The organism is Dermabacter sp. HMSC08H10, assembly GCF_001807585.1.
In the GTDB taxonomy this organism is placed as follows: Bacteria; Actinomycetota; Actinomycetes; order Actinomycetales; family Dermabacteraceae; genus Dermabacter; species Dermabacter hominis.
Genome location: NZ_KV789424.1, coordinates 132,664 through 157,412, shown reverse-complemented (window position 1 = coordinate 157,412; position 24,749 = coordinate 132,664). Strand labels below are relative to the sequence as shown.

Genomic DNA, 24,749 nt, shown 5'->3' with positions numbered 1-24,749 from the left:
AAAGGAGCATCATGTCCCGCGCATCCCTCGTTGTCGTCGCCAATCGCCTCCCGGTCGATCGCAAAACGACCCCCGATGGTTCGACCGAGTGGGTCACGAGCCCGGGCGGTCTCGTGACCGCGATGGAATCGGTCATGCGCAACGCGGAATCGGCCGCGTGGGTTGGCTGGGCCGGCGGCGCAGATGAGGACATCGATCCGTTCGACATCGACACCATGCATCTCGTGCCCGTGACCCTCACTGCCGAGGAAGTCGAAAAATACTACGAGGGCTTCTCGAACGACACGCTGTGGCCGCTCTACCACGACGTGATCGCCGACCCGAACTTTCACCGCACCTGGTGGGACGTCTACGTCGAGGCGAATCGCAAGTTTGCAAAGGCTGCGGCTGCGGCGACTGCCGAGGGCGGCACGATCTGGGTGCACGACTACCAGCTACAACTGGTTCCCGAGATGATCCGCGACATTCGCCCCGACGTCACGATCGGCTGGTTCAACCACATCCCCTTCCCCCCGTTCGAGCTTTTCGCTCAGCTGCCCAAGCGCGGCTCAGTTTTGCGCGGTCTTCTCGGCGCGGATCTGCTCGGCTTCCAGCGCGAGCGCGACGCTATCAATTTCACGACATGCGTGCGCCAGCTGCTCGGCTATCGCGCCGATGAGCACCAGATCATCGTGCCCGGCCTCGGCCTCGAGGAAGACCGCACGATCGAAGCGCGCTGCTTCCCCATCTCGATCGACGTGAGCGTCTACGACGAGCTCACGAAAGACCCGGCGGTGCTCGCGCGCGCGAAGGAGATTCGCGAAGAACTGGGCAACCCCGCAAAGGTCGTGCTCGGCGTGGATCGCCTCGACTACACGAAGGGCATCCGCCACCGCCTCAAGGCCTACGGCGAGCTCCTCAACGACGGCGCGATCGACCCGCACGAGGTGACGATGATCCAGGTCGCGACTCCGTCACGCGAAAGGGTCGATGCCTACAAGCAACTGCGCGATGAAATCGAGTTGACCGTCGGCCGTCTCAACGGTGACTTCGCCCCGATTGGCCGCCCCGCCATCTCGTACATGCACCGCACGTTCCCTCGCACCGACATGACCGCGCTGTACATGTGCGCAGACGTCGTACTCGTGACGAGCCTTCGCGACGGCATGAACCTCGTCGCCAAGGAGTACGTGGCCTCGCGCATCGATGAGCGCGGCGTGCTTGTGCTTTCGGAATTCACGGGCGCCGCGGATGAGCTGCGTGCCGCGACCCTCGTCAATCCCCACGACATCGACGAACTCAAGTCGGCAATTCTTCACGCGCTCTCGATGAGCGAGGACGAACAGCGGGACAACATGCGATCGCTCCGCCGCCAGGTGTTTGATCACGACGTGCAGCGGTGGGCGTCGGATTTCCTCGAGGCACTCGAGAGGGTCGGCGGGGACCGGGGTGCGGAGGCCCGGAAGGTCCCGGCCCGCCCCACTCTTTCGTCCGACGCTTGCCCGCCTCGCGCCGAGCTGGATTCGGCCCTCGAAGCCTTCGCGCAGACTCCGCGTGTGCTGATCGCTTCGGATTTCGACGGCGTGCTGGCACCGATCGTCGCAAACCGCGACGAGGCGCGTGCGATTCCGGAGTCGCTTCAAGCGCTACGTTCCCTTTCGGGCCTCGAAGGCACGAATGTGGCTCTCGTGTCGGGGCGTTCCCTCGAGGACCTAGACGGTCTCACCGAGATGCCGAGTTCCGTTGTGCTCGTGGGCTCGCACGGCGCCGAGATCGGGGCTCTGCCCGAGAGCATGGATGCGGGAATCCTTGATTCCTCTTCCCTGTCGATGACGGACGAACGCCGCTCGCAGCTGGAGGCGATCACGGCGGCGCTTGAGCGAATCTCCCGCAAGTATCCCGGCACGGAAGTAGAAAAGAAGCCGACGGCCGCGGTTCTGCACACCCGCAATGCGAAGGGCCGTGGCGCCGCTAACGCGACCGAGGAAGCCCTCGAGTATGCACGCTCGATCCGGCACGCGAAAGTCACCCCTGGCAAGGCCGTCGTGGAGTTCTCGGTGATCCCCGCAACGAAGGGCGAAGCCATCGACGCTCTCGCTCGCGCGTGCGCATGCGATGCCTGGCTCTACCTCGGCGACGACGTCACCGACGAGTCCGTGTTCAAGCGCGCAGGCGAAAGCGACCTCACCATCAAGGTGGGCCCCGGCGAGACCGCGGCGAGCTTCCGCATCGCCGCCCCGGAAGAAGTCAAGGAACTGCTCGCCGAGGTGCTCGCGAAGCGCGCGGGGTAAGTCCAAGCGGCATCACCACCGCTCCGGGTGACTCCGACGACGTGTCGGGCGGGCCTACAAGCGAGGACAGATATCAGTCTTCGCGGTTGAGGCGTGCGTGAATCAACGGGAGGAGAACCCGGTCCACATCGGCCCTGAACTGCGGATCCGACAGATACTTGATCGCGAAGTCTTGGTTCTGGTTCATCCGGTCGAGCACGATGTCTTGGATGCGTTCGGCGTACACGATAGAGAACATGTCGAGAGAGTTGTGGGCGCGGGACTTGACTTCAGCATCTTCGACCATATCCTCGGTGAGCTGCTCAATCACCTTGTCCATATGGGTGAATTCAGTGCCCCACCGGTCATTGAAATTGGAGATGATGTTGGACAGATTGTCCTTCTCGCCCTCGCTCGCACCGCCGGTGTCGGGGTTATTCGACAGCTGCCCTTGCTCATCATCCAGGTCGATGGAACCTTCGTAGACCTGCTGGATGCGGTAGTACTGCAGTGCAACCTCGTCTTCCAAATGTGGGGCGGGATCGCCCTCGATGTGGAGCTTGCGCACCAAGAGCTTGGCGTAGGCGGCGAAGCGGTGGAGCCGCTCGTCGTCGTAGCGGATGATGTGGGTCAGGAAGTCGTAATTGCGGTTGAACTTATTCATCCGCGCCCGTACCTCGAGCTTGTCCTCGTTGGGCAGTTCATCAAACCGGGCGACGGCAGGGTCAAGGTAAGCATTGAGGCGGCTGAAGTCGAGGTTCGTTTGCTTCTTCTGCTCGGTGAAGAACACCTTGGTAAAGCCCTCGATCTCTTTGTCCGTCCACAAATGGTAGGAAGCGAGGACGTGGTAGAGGTCGTAGACGATGTTCGGGTCTGTCTCCTCGGTGATCCCGGTGGAAATGTAGTAGTCCTGGAACGACTTCTGGAGATCTTCTGCGGTGTTGACGAAGTCGAGCACGAACGTGTCGGTCTTACCCGGGTGCATACGGTTGATCCGCGAGAGGGTCTGTACCGCTTTGACCCCGTGGAGTTTCTTGTCCACATACATCGTGTGCAGAAGCGGTTGATCGAAGCCCGTCTGATACTTCTCGGCCACCAGCATCAGTTGGTACTCACCAGTAGCGAATTTCTCCGGCAACTCCGCTTCGGGGATCCGGTTGAGCTGTTCCTCGGTGTACTCGGCACCCTTGTCCTCGACCGTGCCTGAGAACGCCACCAGCACGCCAAGATCCGTATACCCCATCTGCTTGATGTAGTCACGGAAGGCGAAGTAGTAGCGCACCGCATGCAGGCGGGAACCAGTCACTAGCATTGCCTTGGCATTACCGCCGATCTTGTGGGCGACGTTGGCGCGGAAGTGCTCGATGATGATCTCGGCCTTTTGCCTCAGGTTATAAGGATGCAGACTCAAGTATTTGCCGAGCGCCTTGTTGGCTTGCTTGGTCGAGTATTCTGGATCGTCCGCAATAGCTTTCCCGACGCGGTAAAAGGCCTGGTAGGTGGTGTAGTTCTTCAGCACGTCAAGAATGAAGCCCTCTTCGATGGCTTGACGCATCGAATACACGTGGAACGGGACCGGGGTGGCATCAGGAACCGGGGTGCCAAAGATCTCGAGCGTCTTCTGCTTCGGGGTCGCAGTAAACGCGAAAAACGACAAGTTGGGCTGGCGGCCCTGCGTGCGTAGTTGCTCGGCGATCTGTTCATCGATCTCTAGCTGTTCGGCCTCCACCTGCGCCTCGGCAGCCGCGTAACGATCCAGTAAGTCCTCCTCGGACTCCTTTCCCGCCGTAGCTGTATCCGCGAGCACCTGCTTGAGCTTTTCCGAGGCCTCGCCGGTCTGAGACGAGTGCGCCTCGTCCACGATTACCGCGAACCGCTTACCAGTAGTAGCGACCTTGCTGACATCGACGAACGGGAATTTCTGCAGGGTGGAGATGATGATCTTCACTCCATCAGCGATCGCCTCGGTGAGCTGGCGGGCATTCTTGTCGACCTTGACCACCACACCAGCAGTGTGATCCATTGCGGAAATCGTGTCCTGCAACTGCTTATCCAGCACCCGCCGGTCGGTGATCACGATGATCGAATCGAACACCGCCCGCTGCTGTTCGTCATGCAGATTAGATAGATGGTGGGCCAGCCAGGCGATCGTGTTCGACTTACCTGAGCCAGCCGAGTGCTGAACCAAGTAGTTCTTCCCCGCACCATGAGTCTTCGCGTCAGCGACGAGTGCACGTACGGCATCGAGCTGGTGGTAGCGCGGAAAGATCAACTTATCCTTACGCCGGTCGCTCTCATGCGGGATGAACTGGACGAAACGGTGCAAAATGTCGAGCAAAGAATCTTTGGCCAGCACCTCTTCCCAAAGGTAGGAAGTCTTGTACTTACCGGGCACCGGCGCATTACCCGCACCATTGTCAAAACCACGGTTGAACGGCAAGAAGACCGTGTCCATACCTGCGAGCTTGGTGGTCATCCACGCCTCGTCAGTATCGACCGCAAAATGCACCACCGCACGCCGGTTCACCCCAAACAGCACCTCGCCAGCTGGGCGGGACCGCTTGTACTGGTCAATCGCGTTCCGATAGGTCTGCCCGGTCAGTTGGTTCTTCAACTCCAACGTCACAACCGGGATACCGTTAACGAACAGCACCGTGTCGACAGAGTTGTCGTTTTTTGTCGAGTACCGCAGCTGGCGCACCACCGTCATCCGGTTCGCCCAATACTTCTCCGCCAACAGCTCGTTCAAATCCGAACCAGGAGCAAAGAACACCAGCTTGAAGCGTGCTCCCAGATCCTCCACGCCGCGACGCAGAACCTCGACAACGCCGCGCCGATCCAGCTCGCGAGCCACCCGCTTGCAAAACTTCTCGCCCGCCTTCGCCCCGTGGATGCGCTCCAAACGCTCCCACTGGTGCGCTTGCGTATCTCGCACGAAGTCGAGCAAATCTTGCGGATACAGGCCCAAGGAGCGGTCATACCCGGCAGGGCTTCGCGACTCGTACAAGTCAAGCTCCGTGGGACCAACATGCGTCAGCGCGTACTCAATCTCATCTTCAAATCTGCGCTCAGACGTATCCATCACGCCACCTCTCCCACACGAACCTTACCCGTTACGACATCATTAATAACCTGCTTACGATACTTACCTAGAAGCTCAATCTGCCTGTTGATACCCTCAATGGTCGAATCAATCTGGGCTGACTTTTCTTCGAGGAAATCGGCGATCTTCTGTTGCTCTTCCATCGGGGGGACGAGAATCGGAATCTTGCCGATTTCCTTGTAGCTTGCGGATTGACGAACGCCTCCGCCCAGCGAGTAAAACACCTTTGCAAGGTCATAACTCCGCAGTAGCCATGCAAGATATTCATTGAGGATTGGCCCGCGAACCTTAAGGCTGATGTATGCACTGGTGATGATTCCACGCTCCTTGGCGAGCGCGCTTCGGAGACTGCGTTTATCGTTTTGCAGATCAGTCATTCGAAGGACGATGTAGCCGGGTTCGACGATTTGATAAGAATCGAAGGAGGCTGGAAGTAAACCAAATGCTAGGTCGATATCTTTGCGAATGATTCGGCCATAACTAAGGCTGAGCAGATTCTTCTCTGACAGATCTGCATTCTTAACCCTATTCTCATCGGTAACAACCGAGATTGAAGCCGTTTTCCAGACTGCTGGGGCCATGTCAATCCAGTCGATTCCGCTGTCGCGCATCGGCACATCCGGATCGAGGCCGCGAGTTACCGTGCGCGCGATCAACTCACGCCGATACCGCTCCAACAGCTCAACTTCGCGCTCCAGCTTCCCAACGAGGCGGTCAATTTCAGCGGTCTTGCGGTCGATGAATCCTGTGATGACTCGCTGCTCAGAAACTGACGGGAATGCGATGGGCATACCGTTCAACATCGGCTTACGGATCGAGTCAACGGTTGACTTAGCTGATCCTGCATCTACTTGCATTGGGAAGAACGTAGACAGGTAATAGAAGCCAAAGTCTCTTGTGATTTGTTCTGAAAACTCGATGCAATAGACGCGCTGGTGACACCCAAATGGCCCGCTCACTCGGTGAAAGATTCTTCCTGCGCCTGCACCATCGCCCGACATCAAGACAGCATCTGTGTCAAATGTATAACGATCGACCTTTCGAACGATGGGCGATCTGACATAGAAAGGATACGGCCCATTATCCGTAGCATCCACGGTGTCCATGTCGCCAGTGCTAATGTGTGTGACACGAACGAGTTTCACCGTTTCCCAGTCGTCAGGAATCTGCTGGATCCAGGGAATTTGATTGTCTGCGCTGGCTTCCCGCATTACTTCACCTGCTCGCTGAAGAGTTTGGCGATGTCGGCTTGGATGCTCGCCGATAGGGTTTGGATTTCGGCGAGAGTTTCTACTGGGTCGCCGAGTTCTTCGTATTTGTAGAAGTAGCGGGTGAAGGGGATCTCGTAGCCGACCTTGGTTTTGTCATGGTCGATCCAGGCGTCGGAAGCGTAGGGGATGACTTCGCGCTGGAAGTATGCCTCGATGTCTTCGCAGAACGGGATCTGCTCGGTGTCGCGTAGATCCGTGTCTGGCTCCGGGTTACCTTTTGCGTCCACGCAGATGTCCGCGTCGGGGTTCTTCGTGCCGAGTTCGGCGACAATCTTGCGCAGTGCTGCGATGCTGATCTTCGCACCACGGTCTTTGATGCCTTCTCGGAGTAGGTCGGTGAATTCGTCCCGGTTGAGGTACACGTGCTCAGCATCGAGTGCCTCGAGGGTAGCGATGATCGCATTCTGCACTTGCTTGCCTGCCTCGATTTCTTTGCTGCGTGCTGGCTCGCTGCGCTTTTTCGACGTGGCAAGGCCCATGAATGGTTTGGACTGTTTGAGTACTTCGATCGAGTCTGGGGTGGTTTGGAAGCTCAGCCTTAGCGGGCGTTCCACGACAACCTCATGGTAAGCAAAGTCTTCGGTGGCGAAGATCTTCGACTCTTCGGTTTCTTGGAACGCGCCATATATACGGGTGATGTCGGCGATGTTGTCATCCGTGAGTTCCTTGCGCTTTTCACCCAAGGGTTTACGCATCCGCTGGAAAAAGGGGGTCGCATCGATCAGTTGCACCTTGTTCTTGCGTCGGCGCTCCTTCTTGTTCGACAGCACCCAGATGTAGGTGAGAATTCCGGTGTTGTAAAACATTTGATCAGGCAGCGCGATGATCGCTTCCAGCCAGTCGTTCTCAAGGATCCAACGGCGGATCTCTGATTCGCCCTGACCGGCCCCACCCGTGAAGAGAGGCGAGCCGTTGAACACGACCCCGATTCGTGTGCCAGGGGCATTCACAAGATCCTTGGGGTCATAAGGCTTCATCTTCGAGATCATGTGTTGCAAGAAGAGGAAGGAGCCATCCGACACACGCGGCGTTCCCGCTCCGAAGCGACCCTGGTAGCCCTGGCGTTCAGCCTCGTCGCGAATCGGGTCGGCGTACTTCTTCCAGTCCACGCCAAAGGGAGGGTTGCACAGCATGTAGTCAAACCGCGTCCCTGCCGTCTTGTCGTTCGTCAGCGTATTGCCGAAGTAGATGCGCTCTTGGCGTTCACCCTTGATCATGATGTCGGACTTCGCCACCGCATAGGTTTGCGGATTGAGCTCTTGACCGTACACCTCGAGGCGAGCAGTGCTATTCAGCTCATCGACGTGCTGGGCGGCGACGGAGAGCATGCCGCCGGTGCCGACCCCTGGGTCGTACAGCGAGGCCATGGCTCCGTCCGCACAAAGCCGGTTGATATCTTCCTCGGGGTTGAACAAGAGGTTAACCATGAGACTAATGACCTCACGCGGGGTGAAGTGTTCACCGGCGGTCTCATTCGATAATTCAGAGAACCTGCGGATGAGTTCTTCGAAGATGTAGCCCATCTGGTCGTTACTCACCACGTCAGGGTGGAGGTTGACCTTTGCGGACGTGAATTCGCTGAGCACGTAATACAGCAGGTTGGCCTCGTCGAGGCGCTCGATAACGTTGTAAAAGTTGTAGGCCTCCATCACCTCACGCGCAGCAGGCGCAAACGCCTGCACGTAGTAGGTCAGGTTCTGCTCAAGGTTGTCCGCATCGTCGAGCAACGTCTTCAGGGTGAAGTTCGAGGTATTCCAAAACGGATATCCCGTCGCCTTCGCGTACTGCAGTTCCTTAACCTGTGAGGGCACCGAGGTGCCCTTGATGTTTAACACCGCCTGCTTCGTGTCGATCAGTACTGAATCGAGGCGGGTGAGCACCGTGAAGGGCAAGACCACGTCGCCGTATTCGTGCTCCTTGTAATCGCCGCGCAGAATCTCGGCGATCTTCCAGATCAGGGACACATGGCTCGTTATTTTCTGAGTGCTCACTTGGGTCAATTCCTTCATCCAACAGCCGCTCGTAACGCTCATTGGAGATCAACACCGCGATCGGTTTGCCGTAACGCAGTGCATGGACGGGTTCATCCTTCTCAGCAACCCCTTTGATCAGGCGAGATGCCTTACCTCGTGAGAGCTCGCCGATGTTGATGCGACGCATCGGAATCTTGCGTCGCTTAGTCGCCATGGCCTCCATGCCGCTCGAACAAGTCCCTTCAAGCTTCCCATGTACAAGCCCTAGTCAGGGTCACAACTCGGCAACATTTCATGTGAGTCACATCGGTATTCTTCATGAAGAATTACATACAATTTTACCGGTGTCTGTGTACTTAGTGAAGTGAAGCAAGACTCTTCCAGGTCCCTCTGCCTCCCTCATAGTGAACTCGCCAACGCTAGGCACGTTCCGCTCCCCTCGACAGTCAACGGTGCGGCTCTTCAGCTCAATTCAGCCCCACAGAGGTACCCAGGGGCGACGTGCTGAGCACGGGAACAGACTCCAGAAACGACAAAACCCCTGGCCAATAGGGGTCAGGAGGCCGGGGTAAGTCTTATCAAATCCGAGGTCTTTGTCTCATTCACACGCTGCACGCTGTCCTTACCGATGACGGTCAAGCGCGCCAACAGTTCACTGACTTCCTGCGGTGTGTAGTACTCACCACCAGACTTCCCGGCCTGCGAGGCATACATCTGCATCAAGTACTCGTATGCGTCACCGAACATGTCGATGCCCTCATCGTGCCGCTCGCCCATACTCAGGTCGCCAATTGCGTCAGCCTCCGCAGCTTCTCATTGCGGCACTCCACCGTGTTGCCGAGACGAGGCGAGTTCACATCAAGTTCGTTGAAGAGCCCCTTCAGGTCATCCTCACTCGCATGCCCCACCGACGAACCTTCGATGCTCTGAAAAACCTTCTCCAGGGTTTCGTTGAGGTTCTCGTCCTGTGGCGCTCGCGCCCGCACGTTCTCGAACAGCTGCGACGGGAGGATGAAGAACCCCTTCTCATCCACCATCATGTCCCGGATCGGTTCAGCCTGCTCATCCGTAAGGTTCGCGTAGCTGAAATCTTCGCTCTCATTCTTTTCGATGAAGCTCGCGAGGTTCTCCGAAATGAAGCGGTAGAACAGCATGCCGAGCACGTAGCTCTTGAAATCCCATCCGTCCACCGCGCCGCGAAGCTCGTTTGCGACCTCCCAAATAGTCCGATGCAAACGATTTCGCTGCACCTCACGCGACAAAGAACTCACAACAACCCCTCATATACGGGCATGCGGAAACAACCCAAAAAACCGTTTCTGCCAGGATACGTCAGCCCTCGTCGTATGCAGAGGCGGCACGAGCGACAGCGTGACCTTACGCCGATTCCGGCGCCGGTCTCCTCGGTGGACTCATACGTGTGTCGAACCGGGTGCTGGCCCATTTTCTCTGGGTCGAGTTAAGAAGGTTGAACAGCTCGCTGCACATGAATCCGCGCGTCCCCTTTCCGATGCTCCGCTCGTCGAGCACACCCGCGGCCTCGAGGTATTCCAATGCATTTTGCGCGGCGGTACGGCTGCTCCCCGTGAGCTGGGCAGCGGCGTTGATCGATAGCGCCGGAAGTTTCGGCAAGACCTCCACGATCTTCCACACGGTTGAGTCGCTTCGGGGGGTACTTGCGCCAACACTCTTCGCATGCTCAACGACTAGCTGGCGGCTATGAGCGTCAAAACGATCGAGTTCATATTTCAGGTCGAGAGCGAGGTCCACGGCAGAGTCTGCTGCCCCTATGAAGTGGCTGAGCCAAGCATTGATCCCCTCGCTGAGGCTTAAAGACCGCTTTGGCTCAACCTCGCCAGTCAATGATGCACCCTCTGGGATACCGCGATAGGCCATGAGGCCGGCGACGTACTCGTACGACCGGGTCAGCAACACTTGGCTCAAGGGCAACACAGCTCCCTGCGTCAAACCCGTTCGGGCAAACACCGTATGGATCAGCGCGCGGCCAATTCTCCCGTTGCCGTCGGCAAACGGGTGCAGCGTTTCAAACTGAGCGTGGGTAATCCCGGCCTGGATGAGCGGACCGCTGGCAGCGCCGTTGAGGAACGCAATGAGGTCTTCGAGTGCCGTTATTAGATCATCGGGACTTGGAGGAATAAACTCCGCCTCACCCGGGTGGTAGGTGCTTCCGCCCACCCAGTTTTGCCGATCACGCGTACCGAGATTGCTACGCCCTGGAAGGAGCTCGCGTTGGAGCTTTTCGATGTCCTTCCACTCGAGGCGCTCGACGCTGCTTAGCTCTCCAACGGCGCGCGTCAAAGCTTCGATGTTCCCCACGATTTCAGCTTCAGCGGTGGCGCCGGCACTATGCCTAGTTTCAGAGCCACGTTCTTCTCGCCTGAGTTCCTCAAGGGCGATCTTCCTCGCGTTGGACTGCACTCCTTCAATGAACGAACTCGACACCGCTTCGCTGCGGAGTAGATAGGGCGCAAGCGCCTCCAATGTGTCGACGGATTCAAGGCGGTTCAGGCTACGAATGCGCCGCTCTACCCGCCCAGCTTCCTGCGACACGTGCGGATCAATTTGCCATTCGGGTGTCGCGAGGGCAAAAGGGACATATGACCAATAGGTGCCGCCCCACCGGTCCCGGGGACGGCGACCGAGTTCCGAGGGAGACCAAGTGTGAGCCTTCCACGACATCGCCGCCAACCTTTCACTCACAGCACTTCTGTGCAACCTTAGTAGCTAAAGTGTTACATAGTAAGGCTTGATGAAAGGTTAGAGATCAAAATTTCACACGTGTGTCCTCGAACGAGCCCTTGGAAAGCGTTGCGGCGGTAGGGCACTTTTCTTACTGTTATTGCACGTATATTGCACGACAACAAGAAAGCCCCGGCGAAAACCGGGGCCTACCTGCTGTTTCATTAGCGCCCGCGACAGGATTCGAACCTACGACCTTCTGCTCCGGAGGCAGACGCTCTATCCACTGAGCTACGCGGGCAACCGTGCCAGTTTAGCAAGATCAGGCACGGGGCGCGCCTTGGGGGCGCGAAACGTGATGCGCTAGGCGGGAACGGGCAGCTGGGCGCCGTGGAGAACCGCCGACGGATCCGCCGCGATACCGAGGCCACTCGGCTCGGCGCCGCTGCGCACAAGAAGATCACCGACAGCGGCGATCATTGCGCCGTTGTCCGTGCACAAATGCGGAGGTGGCACGCGAAGCTCGATGCCTAGCTTGTCACACCGCTCCTGCGCCTTCTGGCGAAGATGCCGGTTCGCGGCGACACCACCAACGATGACGAGGGTGCTCAGCTTCTTCTCCTGGCACGCCTTCACAGCCTTGGTCACGAGCACGTCGACGACCGCTTCTTCGAAGGATGCAGCGATGTCCGCGACGGGAACGGCGGCGCCCGTGCGCTCGATCTGCTCGACGGTGCGGGCCACGGCCGTCTTCACGCCCGAGAACGAGAACGTATACGGGTGATCGCCCGCGCGAAGCATCGCGCGCGGGAACCGGAACGCCTCGCGATCGCCCTCGAGGGCGGCCTTCGAAACCGCAGGGCCGCCGGGGTAGCCGAGGCCTAGCAGACGCGAAACCTTATCGAACGCTTCGCCTGCGGCGTCATCGAGCGTGTCGCCGAGGTGCACGATCGGGTCACCAACGAGGTCGCGAACCTCGAGAATCGACGTGTGGCCGCCCGAGACGATCAGGATGATGCTGTGTTCGGGAAGGGGCCCGTGTTCGAGCGTGTCCGCGGCAGCGTGCCCAGCGAGGTGGTGCACGCCGTAGAGGGGGACGTCGAGAGCCCACGCAATCGACTTTGCCGCCGCAAGCCCCACGTGCACAGCCGTAGCGAGGCCGGGGCCGGATGTTGCTGCCACGTGCGTGATGTCTTTCGGCTCAACGCCGGCGTCTTGAAGCGCGATCTGGAGAGTGGGGACAACCGCATCGAGGTGCGCGCGTGCAGCGATCTCGGGAACTACTCCCCCGAATTCCGCGTGTTTCGAAGCGGACGAGGCAAGCCCCTGACCTAGAAGCTTTCCTTCACTAACAATGCCGAAGCCGGTCTCATCGCACGAGGACTCGACTCCAAGAACGACCGGGCTCAACGCCACAGCGACATCGGATCGACGTGGCTTTCGCCCTTCTGCAGGCCAAAGTGAAGGTGGCATCCCGTCGAGCGGCCGGTGGAGCCTACGGTTCCCACCTGCTGGCCCTTCTCGACCGTGTCGCCAGCGCTCACAGATACGGATGAAAGGTGGTAGTACTCGGTTTCCACGCCGTTGCCGTGATCAATCACGACGGCATTGCCGCTCGCGGAGCTCTTGTAACCGGCGAGCGCGGCGGTGCCGGACTCAGCGGCGTAGACGGGGGTGCCACAGTTCGCGCCGAAGTCGACGCCATCGTGCATCTTGCGGTACCCGAGGGTCGGGTGAATGCGGTAGCCAAACGGTGACGTTACAGGTGCGCCAGGAGTGGGCTTTTGCCACTGGCCCTCGCCGGCGACATCGCCAGCATCGAGGCCGCTGTCGGTGAGAGGCGAATCAGCCTTCGCCTCAAGATTCCCCTCGATGGTGGTATCCGCGTAGCTAATCTGGTCGCTCTGGGCGGCTGCTGGCAGGGCGGCGCTCGTAGCGGGTGCCGACGACACGACTTCCTGGGATTGGGGAGCGACAGCTTCCGACGTCGCCTCGACACTCGAGGGAAGAGCCGTGCCCTGATCGGCGGCGGCAGCGGCGAGAGGAACGGCGATTGTTGCCGTGGCGAGGGCGCCCACAACGCCGACTTTCATGGCCGAGCTCGCAGCCTCCGAGTTGCGTCGTGTCCCCTGTGCCGGCTGGAGGGGCCTCATCTGTGCCCTTCCTGCTGCGCGATGCTTCGCCACGTTGAGTGTCCTTCTGCCTTGCCAATGTTCGGTGGTCGCGCGAGCTTCTCTCGCGCGAGCTCGTGCGGAGGGGGAAGCTCCGCGTTTCAAGCCACTACTAACGTAGGCCCGCGAAGAGCCCCAACCGTCCCACCTGGTCGAGTGATTGCCGAATTTTTACCGTCGGCGTCTCTCCCATCACGGTTTAGGCGCGCAAAGTCCCTCCACAGCACGCCACCGCCCACAGTCACCCGTGTCGCGCGTCACACGTCTTTACTGTGCGGGTGCGGGGCGCGCGGCCGTCGATCGCGATCCCCCGAGCCGCTGACGCTGCATGACGTCATTGACCTCGCCCACGAGCTCTTCAAGGACGTCCTCGAGGAATACCGCGCCCACGCTGCGATGGTTCGCGGAGTCGACGCGAGCCATGTGCGCACCGTTGTACTGCATCGCGCGCAACACCTCTTCCACGTCGTCGTCGTCGGCAACCGACACGACCGCGCGCACCTTCCCGGGGCTTACCGGTGTGGTGTAGACGGCCGGGTCTTCGTCGTCGAGCACGATCATGTCCTTGAGGTGCAGGTAGCCCACGAGGTCCCCCGCATCGTTCTTCACGCCGAGGCGGCTGAAGCCCGTGCGCGCCACGATCTCCTCGAACTCCTGAGGGGTGATGCCGTAGCCGACGGTCACCACGTCCTCCATGGGCACCATGACGTCACCCGCCACGTGATCGGAGAATTGGATCGCTCCCTTGAGCAGACCCTGTTCATCGTCGAGCAGCCCTTCGCGTTCAGATTCGTCTACGATCGCGGCGATGTCCTCGGCCGTGAACTGCGAGGAGACCTCGTTTTGCGGCTCTACTCCGATGAGGCGAAGCGCGGCGTTCGCGGTGACGTTGAGGAGCCAAATCACGGGGCGGAGAATTTTGGTGAGCCACACGAGCGGGGGCGCGAGGAGCCTCGCCGAGCCCACCGGAAGTGCAATCGAAAGGTTCTTCGGGACCATTTCGCCGAGCACCACGTGAAGGTAACTCGCGATCAGAAGCGCAATCGTGAACGAGATCGGGTGCACGAGCGCCTCGGGAACGTTGAAACTCTCGAAGATCGGTTCAATGAGGTGTGCGATCGCAGGTTCTGCAACCGCACCGAGCGTCACGGAGCACACGGTCACGCCAAACTGTGCGGTTGCGAGCATGAGCGAGACATGCTGGATCGCCCACAGCGCCGTCTTCGCGCCGGGCTTGCCTTCGGCCGCGAGTGGCTCGAGCTGGCTGCGGCGCACGCTCATGACGGCAAACTCGGCCCCCACGAAGTAGGCGTTACCCGCGAGCATCGCAAGGCCGATGAGGAGCGCGGAAAGATCACTCATGGTCGTCTCCCTCCTCGTCGTCAACGCGTGCACGCGCTTCGTCCGAGAGCAGTTTCATATCGACCGTGTCCACGCGTCGGCCGTCGAGCGCAGTGACCGCGAATCGTACGCCGGGAACCTCCACGACGTCGCCAACCTGCGGGAGTCGCTCGAGGCGGTCCATGATGAGCCCGCCGAGCGTCTCGTAGTCGGGCGATTCGGGAACGATCACGCCCATATCGCGGCGGATTTCGTCGGGCCGCATAAGGCCCGAGAGGGTCCACTCGTCGATCCCGCCTTGCGCGAAACGTTCGGGCTCATCGGTGTCGTGCTCGTCAGATACCTCGCCCACGATCTCTTCGATCACGTCTTCGAGGGTGACTATCCCGGCGGTTCCGCCGTATTCGTCGATCACGACGGCAAGCTGCGCACCCTGAGCGCGGAGGTCCTCGAGCAGAGAATCAAGACCCACGGTTTCGGGAACCCGCACGACCTCGCTCATAATCTCTTTCACGCTCGTGCTCGAGCGTGCGGAGCGAGGAAGCTTGATCGCCTGGCGCGCCTGCACGATCCCCACAACGTCATCTTCGCTCTCGTCAGTCACGGGAAAGCGGGACTTGCCGGAGTCAGCGGTGAGGGCGAGCACTTCCGACGCCGGCTCGCTCATATCGATGCTGATCATCGCACCGCGATGCGTCATCACGTCGGCGGCAGTGCGATCGGCAAGCTGTAGCGTGCGCGAAAGAAGAATCGCCGTGCCCTCATCGAGCGTGCCCGCCTGGGCCGAGTGCCTCACGAGCGAATCGAGCTCGGCGGGTGAGCGCGCTGCCGAGAGCTCCTCTTGCGGCTCGACCCCAAGCAAGCGCAGAAAGAAGTTCGCGGTCGCGTTGAACATCATGATGAGCGGCTTGAGCGCGATCGTGAAGCCGTGCTGAAGGGGCGCCACGATTTTCGCCGTTTCAAAAGGCGCGGCGATCGCGAGGTTCTTGGGGATGAGCTCACCGAACACGACCGAGAAACCGTAGGAGAGCACCATCGCGAGAGCGAGCGCAGTGGTGGCGACGAGTGATGCTTCCATGCCGGTGAAGGCGAGCAGGTTCGCGAGCACTTCGGTCAGCGGATCTTTGACCGCGAAACCGAAGATCAACGTCGTGATGGTGATTCCCACCTGCGCACCCGAAAGGTTCGTGGAGAGGTGCGTGAGGGCGTTCATGACGCCCCTCGCGCCTTTATCGCCGCGCGCCACGGCCTTTTCAACCGTGTGCTTATCGAGCGCAACGAGGGAGAACTCAGAGGCCACAAAAATAGCGGTGCCGGCAGTGAGGAGAAGCCCCACGCCGAGGAGGATCCAGGTCATGATGCCCGCTCACCGCTCACGGCACACAGAAATGAAGCGCCGCGCGAGCGACCTAGGTGAGGGGGCATGCAACTTCGAGGGGGTGAATCGTTCTCGTTCATCGTACGCGCCACTATAGTGCACGATTCCTTCACAGCGGCGGGCCGATTCGCACAATAGGCTTGGGAGCATGATGAGGACCTCAATCACCCCCGCGAGCGCCGCGGAGCACCACGCCCGGATCGTCGTTGTCGAGGATGAGCGCACGATCGCACGCACGATTAGCGACCGCCTGAGCGCTGAAGGGTGGGCTGTCGCAATCGCTCACGATGGCCCTTCGGGCGTCACGGCGATCGAGAACTTCAAGCCCGATGCCGTCGTCCTCGACGTCATGCTCCCCGGGTTCGATGGGCTGGAGGTGTGCCGCCGAGTCCGCGGTCTCGGCGAGTTCGGGGTGCTCATGCTCACGGCCCGCGATGAAGAGGCCGACATGCTCGTGGGGCTCGGTGTGGGCGCCGACGACTACATGACCAAGCCCTTCTCGATGCGCGAACTCGTCGCGCGACTCAAGGCTCTCGTGCGGCGCGTGCGCCGAAGCTCATCCGCCCCCGCAACCGTCAACGCGCCCTCGACGATCGATCTCGGCGATCTCCACATCGACCGCGACTCGCGGCGAGTCACGCGTGGCGGCACCGAGGCGCACCTCACCCCCACCGAATACGACCTCCTCGTGTGCCTCGCTCTCGCCCCCGGCACCGTGCTCACGCGCGAGCAGCTCCTCGAAGACGTGTGGGACTGGGTGGACGCTACGGGCACGCGGACGGTTGATTCCCATGTCAAGGCGCTCCGCCGCAAACTCGGCAGCGATCTTGTGAGGACCGTGCACGGGGTCGGGTACGCGCTCGAAGTTCCGGAGGGCTCGCTCGCGTGAAGGTTCCGACGCAGGCTCTCGACGGATCGCCCCTTCAGCGCTTTGGCGCGTTCAAGGTCAAACTCGGGGTCATCGTTGCCGTCTCCGTGCTCGTTGCTGCCCTCCTCGGTTGGGCCGGATCGGCCGCAGGACTGAGCCCCCTGCTTTTCATTCCCCTCACGGTTTTCGCTGCGCTCCTTGTCACCCAGATCCTCGCGCGTGGCATGACGCGCCCCTTGCGGGAAATGACCGTCGCCGCTAAAGCGATGGCGATGGGTGACTATGGCAGGCGTGTCACGACAAAATCTCGCGACGAGGTGGGCCAGCTAGCGTCGGCCTTCAACTCGATGTCCGCCGAGCTCGCCCGCACGGACGAGTTACGCAGAGACCTCGTCGCCAACGTCTCCCATGAACTTCGCACGCCCGTCGCGGCGCTGCGGGGTCAACTCGAAAACATGGTCGACGGCGTTACCCCCGCCACGACCGAAAGCCTCGAGATCGCGCTCAACGAAACCGAACGCCTCACAAGGCTCGTGACCCACTTGCTCGACCTTTCGAGACTCGAAGCGGGAGTCGTGGATATCGAACGCGAGCGGATTGAACTCACGCCGTTTTTGCATGAGGCTGTCGATACCGCTCAGCTTGCCGCCCGGACCCAAGAACGCGACGTGCGCTTCGTGATCGACGTGCGGCCGCAAGAGTTGACCGTCGATGCCGATCCCGCGCGCATCCACCAGGTCATCGCGAACCTCCTCGACAATGCGTCCAGGCATTCGCCGAGCGGAGGAATGATTTACGTGCGGGCGTGGAGGCTCGAGGACCGCGAGCATGTCGCCATCGAAGTGCGCGATCAGGGCCCCGGAATCGCCGAGGCCGACCGCGAGACCGTCTTCGAGCGATTCGAACGAGGTGGGAGCCCCGATCAGAGCGGCGGTACGGGTCTCGGCCTCGCTATCGCCCGCTGGGCCGTCGAGCTGCACGGCGGAACGATCGACGTCATCGACCATCCCGGGCGTGGCGCGACGGATCCGAGTTCAACGATCCGGGTCGTCCTACCGAACATCCCCTCTGATGCGGGCGTACTCTCGGTTAGTGTTGGACGTTAGCAGTTTCCCCACATCGAAAGAGGGCGAGGGGTCGTGAGCGACGCTCAGCATGAAGAACCGGAGAACTCCTTCGGGCCTAACCAGTGGCTCGTCGACGAGCTCCGGGCGCAGTTCGAACAAGATCCGCGCAGCGTCGATCCCACTTGGGCGGCGTATTTCACGTCTCACCCGCGCACGGGCACACGTCCCAGCCCCGAGCCCCCCGAAACGGGGCACACCCATGAGCCCGTCGAGGTACTCCCGGCTACAAAGCCCGAACCCGCCGAACGCTGCTCGCGTGAAAAAGAGTCGACGGTGACCCACAGCCACAGCGGCATCTCGTCAGCGTCGGACCGCCCCCGCAACCCGACCACCGAAATCCCCGCCCTCACCACGTTCGAACCAACCGAACCCGAGCCGAGCCGAATGCGCGGGCCCGCCGCCGCGATCGTCAAGAACATGGACGAATCGCTCACGATCCCCACGGCAACGAGCGTGCGCGACATTCCCGTCAAGCTCATGTTCGACAACCGGGAGGTCATCAACGGACATCTGCGCCGCATGCGCGACGGCAAAGTGAGCTTCACCCACCTCATTGGCTACGCGATGGTCGAGGCGATCAGCGAAGTCCCCGACATGAACAACGGCTTTGAAATGCGGGACGGCAAGCCCACGCTTCTCACGCGCGAAGACATCAACTTCGGCCTCGCGATCGATATTCGCAGGGCCGACGGTCGCCGCGGCCTCGTCGTGCCCAACATTAAAGGCGCCGGCCGCCTCTCATTCCGGCAGTTCCGCAATGAATACGACAGGATCGTGAAACGTGCCCGCGCGGGCCAACTCACTATTGCCGACTTCGAGGACACGACGGTCTCGCTCACGAACCCCGGCGGCATCGGCACCGTCCACTCGGTGCCGCGCCTCATGAAGGGCCAGGGCGTGATCGTCGGCGTGGGCGCCATGAACTACCCGGCGGCGTTCCAAGGGGCAAGCCCCGAGACACTCTCACAGCTCGCCATCTCAAAGGTCATGACGCTGACCTCGACCTACGACCACCGCGTGATTCAGGGGGCAACCTCCGGCGAGTTCCTCAAGGTCATGGCGAACAAGCTCATGGGCCTCGATGGTTTCTATGAGCGGATCTTCACCTCGATGCGCGTGCCGTACGAGCCGATCCAATGGGTTCCCGACAACCCGTTCAAAGATTCCGACCAGGAAAAGTTCGCGCACGTCATGGATCTCATCCACGCGTACCGTACGCGCGGGCATCTCGTCGCCGACATCGACCCTCTCCAATATCGCCAGCGGAAACACCCCGACCTCGACGTCTCCACTTACGGCCTCACGCTCTGGGACCTCGACCGCACATTCCCCACGCGCGGCTTCGGCGGAACCGAGAAGGCGACTCTTCGCGACATCATCGAGAGGCTTCGCGATGCCTACTCGCGCACAACCGGGGTCGAGTACATGCACCTCACCGATCCGGAAGAACGACTCTGGTTCCAGGCTCAGATTGAGCGCCCCCGCGAGCCGTTCACGAAGCAAGAGCTCACGCACATCATGGATCGCCTCAACGCCGCCGAGGCCTTCGAGCAGTTCCTTCAAACGAAGTACGTGGGCCAGCGGCGCTTCTCGCTCGAGGGCGGCGAAGCGATGATCCCGCTCCTCGACGCCATCATGTCGGGCGCTGCGCGCGCCGGGATGGACGAAGTGTGCATCGGCATGTCCCACCGCGGGCGTCTCAACGTCCTCGCAAATCTCGCGGGCAAAAGCCACGCGCAGATCTTCCAGGAGTTCGAAGGCACGGAGGATGCCGATGAACTCGGTTCGGGCGACGTCAAATACCACCTCGGCACCGAGGGCTCGTTCACGTCATGGGATGGCCACAGCACGAAGGTGTACCTCGCCGCTAACCCGAGCCATCTCGAAGCCGTCAACCCCGTTCTCGAAGGGATCGTGCGCGCAAAGCAAGACCGCTCCACGAACCGCACGATCGACTTCCCCATCCTGCCGATCCTCGTGCACGGCGACGCGGCGTTTGCAGGCCAGGGTGTCGTGACCGAAACGCTCAACCTTTCCGAGCTTCGCGGGTACCGCACGGGCGGCACGATTCACGTGGTGGTCAACAACCAAATCGGATTCACGACTTCGCCGGATTCATCGCGCAGCTCGTTCTATTCGACCGATATCGCGAAGGGCACGCAGCTGCCGATTTTCCACGTCAACGGCGACGACCCCGAGGCCGTCGTGCGGGCTGCTGAAATCGCATTCGCGTACCGTCAGCGCTTCCACCGCGACATCGTGATCGACATGGTGTGCTACCGCCGCCGCGGTCACAACGAGGGGGACGACCCGTCGATGACCCAGCCGCTCATGTACAAGATCATCGAAAACAAGCCGAGCGTACGCAATCTGTTCACGGCAACGCTGCTCGAGAGAGGCGACCTCTCCGACGATGAGCTTCAAGGCGTCGTCGAGAACTTCCACTCCCACCTCGAAAACGCTTTCGCCGGCTCACGCGCGGGCGCCACTGTGACGGGGGCGAGCGTTCGCGGGCTCGAGCTGCCCGATTCGCAACAGGCGAGCGAACCACCGCACGAAGTGCCCGCGTTCGACACGGGCGTGAGTCGTGACATCCTCGAGAAGATCGCCGATGCCCACGCCGCCTACCCCGACGAGTTCACGCCGCACCCCAAGATCGCGCAGCTCGCGACCAGGCGTATTGCGATGAGCCGTCAAGGTGGCATTGACTGGGGCTTCGGTGAGATCCTCGCATTCGGCTCCCTTCTCGTCGAAGGTTGCTCGGTTCGCCTCGCCGGCCAGGATTCACGGCGCGGCACGTTTACCCAGCGCCATGCCGTGTTCATCGACGGTAAAACCCAGGACACGTGGACCCCGCTGCAGCACATCGACCGCCAGCAAGCAACGTTCAGCGTGTTCGATTCCTCGCTGAGCGAGTTCGCGGCCCTCGGATTCGAATACGGCTACTCGGTCGAAGCGCTCGATTCCCTCGTGCTGTGGGAGGCGCAGTTCGGCGACTTTGCGAACGGCGCCCAAACGATCATCGACGAGTTCATCGCAAGCAGCGAGCAAAAATGGGGTCAGCGTTCCGGCGTGACGCTCCTGCTCCCCCACGGGTATGAAGGCCAGGGTCCAGACCACAGCTCCGCGCGCCCCGAACGCCTCCTCCAACTGTGCGCCGAACAGAACATGCGCGTCGTCGCCCCCTCAACGCCGGCGAACTACTTCCACTTGCTTCGCCGACAGGCAAAACGCCCCCGAAAGCGCCCCCTCATCGTTCTCACGCCCAAGTCGATGCTGCGAAACAAAGCCGCAGCGAGCAGCGTCGAAGAATTCACCTCCGGAACGTTCATGCCGGTGGTCCCCGACCAAGGCCGCAACGCCGAGAGCGTGACACGTGTGCTGCTGTGTTCGGGCAAGATCTACTGGGAACTCGACAAGGAGCGAAAGAGGCGCGGCGAGGAGACCACGGCAATCGTGCGCCTCGAGCAGCTCGCCCCGATCCCGAGCGACGCGCTGCGCGATGCCCTCGCCCCATTCGGTGACGTCCCGCTCACGTGGGTCCAAGAGGAGCCACTCAATCAAGGTGCGTGGGGCCACCTCGCAATGAATCTTCCTCGCGATATTTCCGCGCGGCTGCACGTGCTCGCACGCCCCGCCTCGGCGAGCCCCGCAGCGGGTACCATGAAGAGGCACCTTGTTGAGCAACGCGAACTTCTCGACCGCGCCTTTGCACGGGACACACTCGAGAGGTAGAGGGAATTCCCACTCGCGTAGGAGCGCCATCGGGTCGTGGACAAGCGTCGGAACCCCGCCCCGTGGCCTTCACCGCCACAACCGCCATCGAAGCCAACCGAAGGGACCGCACGTGACTTCTTCCCCCGCCCCAGCACAGCCGCGCGTTCGCGTCATCGCGCTTGGCGATGAAATGCTCGCCGGCGCCGGCGACCAGCGCGCGATGGGATGGTTCACGCGCGCCCTCGCCCAGCACAACGGTTCGGGCGATCTCGTGGACTCCTATACCGCCGCGATCCCCGGCGAAACAACCGCGGAACTCGCACGGCGATGGGAAGCCGACGTCACTCGCCTGCTCGACACTCACAACACGGGCGAAAGCGATGACACGCAGCACCGCGTCGTGATCGCTCTCGGCCGAGCCGACCTCGACGCTGGCATCAGCATCGCGCGCTCGCGCCTCAATCTCGCAACGGTCCTCGACGGCCTCGGCCACCTTCGGATCCCCGTCTTCGTCGTCGGCCCTGCCCCCTCGAAGGACCGTGAACGCACCGACAAGATCATGGAGCTTTCGCACGCCTTCCATGACGTGTGCGCACGCCGCCGCATCCCCTACGTGGACCCAGCGGCAGCGCTTGCCCACCACGATCAATTCCTCGCTGATATCGCGCGCTCGCCGCGCGATTTGCCGTCGCAAACCGGATACGGGCTCATCACGTGGCTCGTGCTTCACGGCGAATTCTCGGAATTCCTCGCCGCCCAATAGGCTCCCACCGCGCGTGATGTTGATCCCCCTAGCGGCAAGACCCCACGGTCACGCGCATGAAGTGTGAGACAATACCGGGGTTGCCTTCGCACCAGGTGTGCGAGCAGTGACTCACGAATCGAACGAGAAGGAGAGTGCCATGAGCAAGCGCGGACGCAAGCGCAAGTCGCGTAGGAAGAACAGCGCGAACCACGGTAAGCGCCCCAGCGCCTGAGCAACGCGCTCGGCACGCGAATCCGTAAAACGCCCGGCTGACGATGTCAGCCGGGCGTTTCTTCGTTCATGGTGGCGACGCAGTTAGCCGCGCGCGGGCCCCTCGCTCGTGCGGGTAACGGCGATCGATTCACTGCGCACGGTGCCGTCGGGCCCATAGCTCACGCGCACCTCGCGATAGGTGAGAGTGCGCGCCGAACCACGCACGCGCTCGCGAAGTTCTTCGGAGGCACGACCCGCGCATGACGCGCGCAAAAGCTGGCGTACAAGTCGCGCCTGCTCGATTTCTCGCGCACATGCGGCGCACTCTCCAAGGTGGCTTTCGAGTTCAACCGCTTCGGCGTCGCTCAGCCGCCCGGTGAGGGCGCGATCGACCCGATCCATGAGGCGCTCAAGCGCTGGATCACCCACGAGTAGCCCCTTTCGTTGGTCTCAGCCCTGCCGACTCGGTGCCGCGGCTCGCGGCGTTTACACGGACACTGAACGCCTCACGTGCACCTTTTATTCCCCTCACGCTTGCGTCTCCTCGCCCGCGGCGGAATCGGCATCGCGCAAATAGCCGCGCTCGCGCGCGTACTGCTCGAGCGACGCACGCAGGAGCCCGCGCCCCCGGTGGATACGCGACATCACGGTGCCGATCGGCGTGCCCATGATCTCGGCGATTTCCTTGTATGAGAACCCCTCGACATCCGCAAGGTAGACCGCTTCGCGGTAGTCGTCACGGAGGTCGTTCAGCGCGTCTTGAATATCGCCTTCGGGAAGAAGCGCGAGTGCTTCGGCTTCAGCGCTGCGAAGCCCCGTGCTGTCGTGAGAGGCCGCGCGAGCAAGCTGCCAATCTTCAACCTGCTCGCCTCCGGATTCCTTGGGGCGACGCTGCGCTTTGCGGTACGACGAGATGAAGGCGTTGTGCATGATGCGGAAAAGCCAGGCGCGCATGTTCGTACCCGCCTTGAAGCTCGTGGAAGCACGAAATGCCCGGACATAGGTATCTTGAACCAGGTCCTCGGCGTCGTGCTGATGCCGCGTGAGGCGAAGCGCACCCGAATACAGTGCGTCGATATGGCTGAGCGCCTCGTTCTCAAAGTCCTCGGGGCTGAGCGTCGTGGGTGACTCGGTGTCCGCCTGTGCTGCGGCAGCCTGTGCATCGCGCTCCACAGCATCCTCCACATCGTTCCCCGGACCGGGGAACTTCTCGTTCTCGCTCATCGCTTCGACTCTACGCTGTTCAGGTGGGAGTTTCATGCGGTGCGGTAGTCTTGGCGTGTTCCGATTCGCATGGCTTTACAAAGGAAGCTGAGGAAAGCATGTCCCTCGTTCGCCGCATCGCACGCCCCCTTCTCGCCGCACCGTTCATCTTCGAGGGTGTGCAGACCGCCATCCGCCCGGATCGCGTTCTCGATGCTCTTCCAGTAACGATCGCCGACATCGACGAGCAGGTCTCCAAGAGCCCGCTCCCGACCGACGCCGAAACGATTCTTCGCGCCGCCGGTGGCCTTGCCGCTGTCGCTGGCGCTGCCTTCGCGCTCAACAAGAAGCCGCGCCTTGCCTCCGCCACCCTCCTTCTCAGCACCACGGTCGGCCTCGCAGGCCGCAAGCGTGTCTGGGAGCTCAAGGGCACCGAGCGCACCGAGGAACTGCGTGCGATCGCCGGTGACCTCGGCCTCCTCGGTGGCATTCTCCTCGCCACTGTCGACACCGACGGTAAGCCCTCGCTCGCCTACCGCGTTGACAAGGCCATCGAGCGTGCCCAGAAGTCCGCCGCCGAAAAGCAGCGCGAGCTCGAAAAGGCCGCTAAGAAGAACAAGAAGAAGTCGTCGAAGAGCCTCGACGAGCTCGACCGCACGCTCGCGAAGAAGATCAAGAGCGCTGCCTGAG

19 protein-coding genes and 1 tRNA gene are annotated in these 24,749 nt (G+C 61.2%); 7 read left to right on the top strand and 13 right to left on the bottom strand.

Going from position 1 to position 24,749, the window contains the following annotated elements; translation table 11 throughout:
- The first annotated feature begins 11 nt into the window (after positions 1 to 11).
- Entirely contained in the window at positions 12 to 2,270 is a 2,259-nt protein-coding gene (locus HMPREF3176_RS03530) for a bifunctional alpha,alpha-trehalose-phosphate synthase (UDP-forming)/trehalose-phosphatase (RefSeq protein WP_070458304.1), read from the top strand.
- 73 nt (positions 2,271 to 2,343) lie between these two features.
- Here HMPREF3176_RS03530 and HMPREF3176_RS03525 read toward each other — a convergent pair whose 3' ends face one another.
- From HMPREF3176_RS03525 to HMPREF3176_RS03475, 11 genes are all read right to left on the bottom strand, one after another.
- On the bottom strand, positions 2,344 to 5,331 hold the full coding sequence (locus HMPREF3176_RS03525; protein ID WP_210386449.1) for a type I restriction endonuclease subunit R: 2,988 nt from the start codon (positions 5,329 to 5,331) through the stop codon (positions 2,344 to 2,346).
- Entirely contained in the window at positions 5,331 to 6,563 is a 1,233-nt protein-coding gene (locus tag HMPREF3176_RS03520) for a restriction endonuclease subunit S (RefSeq protein ID WP_070458298.1), read from the bottom strand. The genes HMPREF3176_RS03525 and HMPREF3176_RS03520 overlap by 1 nt, the downstream gene beginning before the upstream one ends.
- Entirely contained in the window at positions 6,563 to 8,614 is a 2,052-nt protein-coding gene (locus HMPREF3176_RS03515) for a type I restriction-modification system subunit M (RefSeq protein ID WP_070458295.1), read from the bottom strand. Before HMPREF3176_RS03515 ends, HMPREF3176_RS03520 begins: the two co-directional genes overlap by 1 nt.
- 537 nt (positions 8,615 to 9,151) lie before the next feature.
- On the bottom strand, positions 9,152 to 9,373 hold the full coding sequence (locus HMPREF3176_RS10700; RefSeq protein ID WP_070458293.1) for an N-6 DNA methylase: 222 nt from the start codon (positions 9,371 to 9,373) through the stop codon (positions 9,152 to 9,154).
- A gap of 2 nt (positions 9,374 to 9,375) precedes the next feature.
- Positions 9,376 to 9,831 carry a type I restriction-modification system subunit M N-terminal domain-containing protein gene (locus HMPREF3176_RS10020; protein WP_311200907.1) on the bottom strand — a complete coding sequence of 152 codons (456 nt, stop codon included), beginning with the start codon at positions 9,829 to 9,831 and terminating at the stop codon, positions 9,376 to 9,378.
- A 142-nt stretch (positions 9,832 to 9,973) separates the two neighbouring features.
- Positions 9,974 to 11,167 (bottom strand): Fic family protein, encoded by a 1,194-nt coding sequence (locus HMPREF3176_RS03500; RefSeq protein WP_168161941.1) that lies wholly within the window; start codon positions 11,165 to 11,167, stop codon positions 9,974 to 9,976.
- Between the two features lie 357 nt (positions 11,168 to 11,524).
- Positions 11,525 to 11,597 (bottom strand) — tRNA-Arg (locus tag HMPREF3176_RS03495).
- Between the two features lie 62 nt (positions 11,598 to 11,659).
- Positions 11,660 to 12,712 (bottom strand): tRNA (adenosine(37)-N6)-threonylcarbamoyltransferase complex transferase subunit TsaD, encoded by a 1,053-nt coding sequence (gene tsaD, locus HMPREF3176_RS03490; protein ID WP_070458287.1) that lies wholly within the window; start codon positions 12,710 to 12,712, stop codon positions 11,660 to 11,662.
- Positions 12,703 to 13,482 carry a M23 family metallopeptidase gene (locus HMPREF3176_RS03485; protein WP_246826645.1) on the bottom strand — a complete coding sequence of 260 codons (780 nt, stop codon included), beginning with the start codon at positions 13,480 to 13,482 and terminating at the stop codon, positions 12,703 to 12,705. Before HMPREF3176_RS03485 ends, tsaD begins: the two co-directional genes overlap by 10 nt.
- Positions 13,483 to 13,734: 252 nt before the next feature.
- Positions 13,735 to 14,829 carry a hemolysin family protein gene (locus HMPREF3176_RS03480; RefSeq protein ID WP_070458282.1) on the bottom strand — a complete coding sequence of 365 codons (1,095 nt, stop codon included), beginning with the start codon at positions 14,827 to 14,829 and terminating at the stop codon, positions 13,735 to 13,737.
- Positions 14,822 to 16,165 (bottom strand): hemolysin family protein, encoded by a 1,344-nt coding sequence (locus HMPREF3176_RS03475; RefSeq protein ID WP_070458279.1) that lies wholly within the window; start codon positions 16,163 to 16,165, stop codon positions 14,822 to 14,824. The genes HMPREF3176_RS03480 and HMPREF3176_RS03475 overlap by 8 nt, the downstream gene beginning before the upstream one ends.
- Positions 16,166 to 16,334: 169 nt before the next feature.
- On the opposite strand from HMPREF3176_RS03475, the gene HMPREF3176_RS03470 reads away from it, so the two are divergent.
- The 5 genes from HMPREF3176_RS03470 (at position 16,335) to HMPREF3176_RS10695 (ending at position 22,875) form a co-directional block, all read left to right on the top strand.
- Positions 16,335 to 17,075, top strand: coding sequence for a response regulator transcription factor (locus HMPREF3176_RS03470; RefSeq protein ID WP_070458277.1), 741 nt, complete (start codon positions 16,335 to 16,337; stop codon positions 17,073 to 17,075).
- Positions 17,072 to 18,160 (top strand): HAMP domain-containing sensor histidine kinase, encoded by a 1,089-nt coding sequence (locus HMPREF3176_RS03465; protein WP_070458273.1) that lies wholly within the window; start codon positions 17,072 to 17,074, stop codon positions 18,158 to 18,160. The genes HMPREF3176_RS03470 and HMPREF3176_RS03465 overlap by 4 nt, the downstream gene beginning before the upstream one ends.
- Positions 18,161 to 18,193: 33 nt before the next feature.
- On the top strand, positions 18,194 to 21,916 hold the full coding sequence (locus HMPREF3176_RS03460; RefSeq protein ID WP_070458270.1) for a multifunctional oxoglutarate decarboxylase/oxoglutarate dehydrogenase thiamine pyrophosphate-binding subunit/dihydrolipoyllysine-residue succinyltransferase subunit: 3,723 nt from the start codon (positions 18,194 to 18,196) through the stop codon (positions 21,914 to 21,916).
- 112 nt (positions 21,917 to 22,028) lie between these two features.
- Positions 22,029 to 22,661, top strand: a complete 633-nt coding sequence (locus HMPREF3176_RS03455; RefSeq protein ID WP_070458268.1) for a GDSL-type esterase/lipase family protein — start codon at positions 22,029 to 22,031, stop codon at positions 22,659 to 22,661.
- Positions 22,662 to 22,800: 139 nt separating this feature from the next.
- On the top strand, positions 22,801 to 22,875 hold the full coding sequence (locus tag HMPREF3176_RS10695; protein WP_371327113.1) for a 50S ribosomal protein bL37: 75 nt from the start codon (positions 22,801 to 22,803) through the stop codon (positions 22,873 to 22,875).
- Between the two features lie 83 nt (positions 22,876 to 22,958).
- Here HMPREF3176_RS10695 and HMPREF3176_RS03450 read toward each other — a convergent pair whose 3' ends face one another.
- Both HMPREF3176_RS03450 and HMPREF3176_RS03445 read right to left on the bottom strand, forming a co-directional pair.
- The gene (locus HMPREF3176_RS03450; protein WP_034373682.1) at positions 22,959 to 23,285 is read right to left on the bottom strand and encodes a hypothetical protein; all 327 of its coding nucleotides are present in this window, start codon (positions 23,283 to 23,285) and stop codon (positions 22,959 to 22,961) included.
- A 99-nt stretch (positions 23,286 to 23,384) separates the two neighbouring features.
- The gene (locus tag HMPREF3176_RS03445; RefSeq protein ID WP_070458265.1) at positions 23,385 to 24,080 is read right to left on the bottom strand and encodes a sigma-70 family RNA polymerase sigma factor; all 696 of its coding nucleotides are present in this window, start codon (positions 24,078 to 24,080) and stop codon (positions 23,385 to 23,387) included.
- Between the two features lie 98 nt (positions 24,081 to 24,178).
- Here HMPREF3176_RS03445 and HMPREF3176_RS03440 point away from each other — a divergent pair, with 98 nt between their 5' ends.
- The gene (locus HMPREF3176_RS03440) at positions 24,179 to 24,748 is read left to right on the top strand and encodes a hypothetical protein (RefSeq protein WP_070458262.1); all 570 of its coding nucleotides are present in this window, start codon (positions 24,179 to 24,181) and stop codon (positions 24,746 to 24,748) included.
- Position 24,749: the final 1 nt, after the last annotated feature.

Bases quoted from the DNA above. Each gene is read 5' to 3' on its own strand.
- HMPREF3176_RS03470 (WP_070458277.1), top strand. From the start codon at position 16,335: ATGATGAGGACCTCAATCACCCCCGCGAGCGCCGCGGAGCACCACGCC.
- HMPREF3176_RS03475 (WP_070458279.1), bottom strand. From the start codon at position 16,165: ATGACCTGGATCCTCCTCGGCGTGGGGCTTCTCCTCACTGCCGGCACC.
- HMPREF3176_RS03445 (WP_070458265.1), bottom strand. From the start codon at position 24,080: ATGAGCGAGAACGAGAAGTTCCCCGGTCCGGGGAACGATGTGGAGGAT.
- HMPREF3176_RS03440 (WP_070458262.1), top strand. From the start codon at position 24,179: ATGTCCCTCGTTCGCCGCATCGCACGCCCCCTTCTCGCCGCACCGTTC.
- HMPREF3176_RS10700 (WP_070458293.1), bottom strand. From the start codon at position 9,373: ATGGGCGAGCGGCACGATGAGGGCATCGACATGTTCGGTGACGCATAC.
- HMPREF3176_RS03480 (WP_070458282.1), bottom strand. From the start codon at position 14,829: ATGAGTGATCTTTCCGCGCTCCTCATCGGCCTTGCGATGCTCGCGGGT.
- HMPREF3176_RS03520 (WP_070458298.1), bottom strand. From the start codon at position 6,563: ATGCGGGAAGCCAGCGCAGACAATCAAATTCCCTGGATCCAGCAGATT.
- HMPREF3176_RS03530 (WP_070458304.1), top strand. From the start codon at position 12: ATGTCCCGCGCATCCCTCGTTGTCGTCGCCAATCGCCTCCCGGTCGAT.
- HMPREF3176_RS03525 (WP_210386449.1), bottom strand. From the start codon at position 5,331: ATGGATACGTCTGAGCGCAGATTTGAAGATGAGATTGAGTACGCGCTG.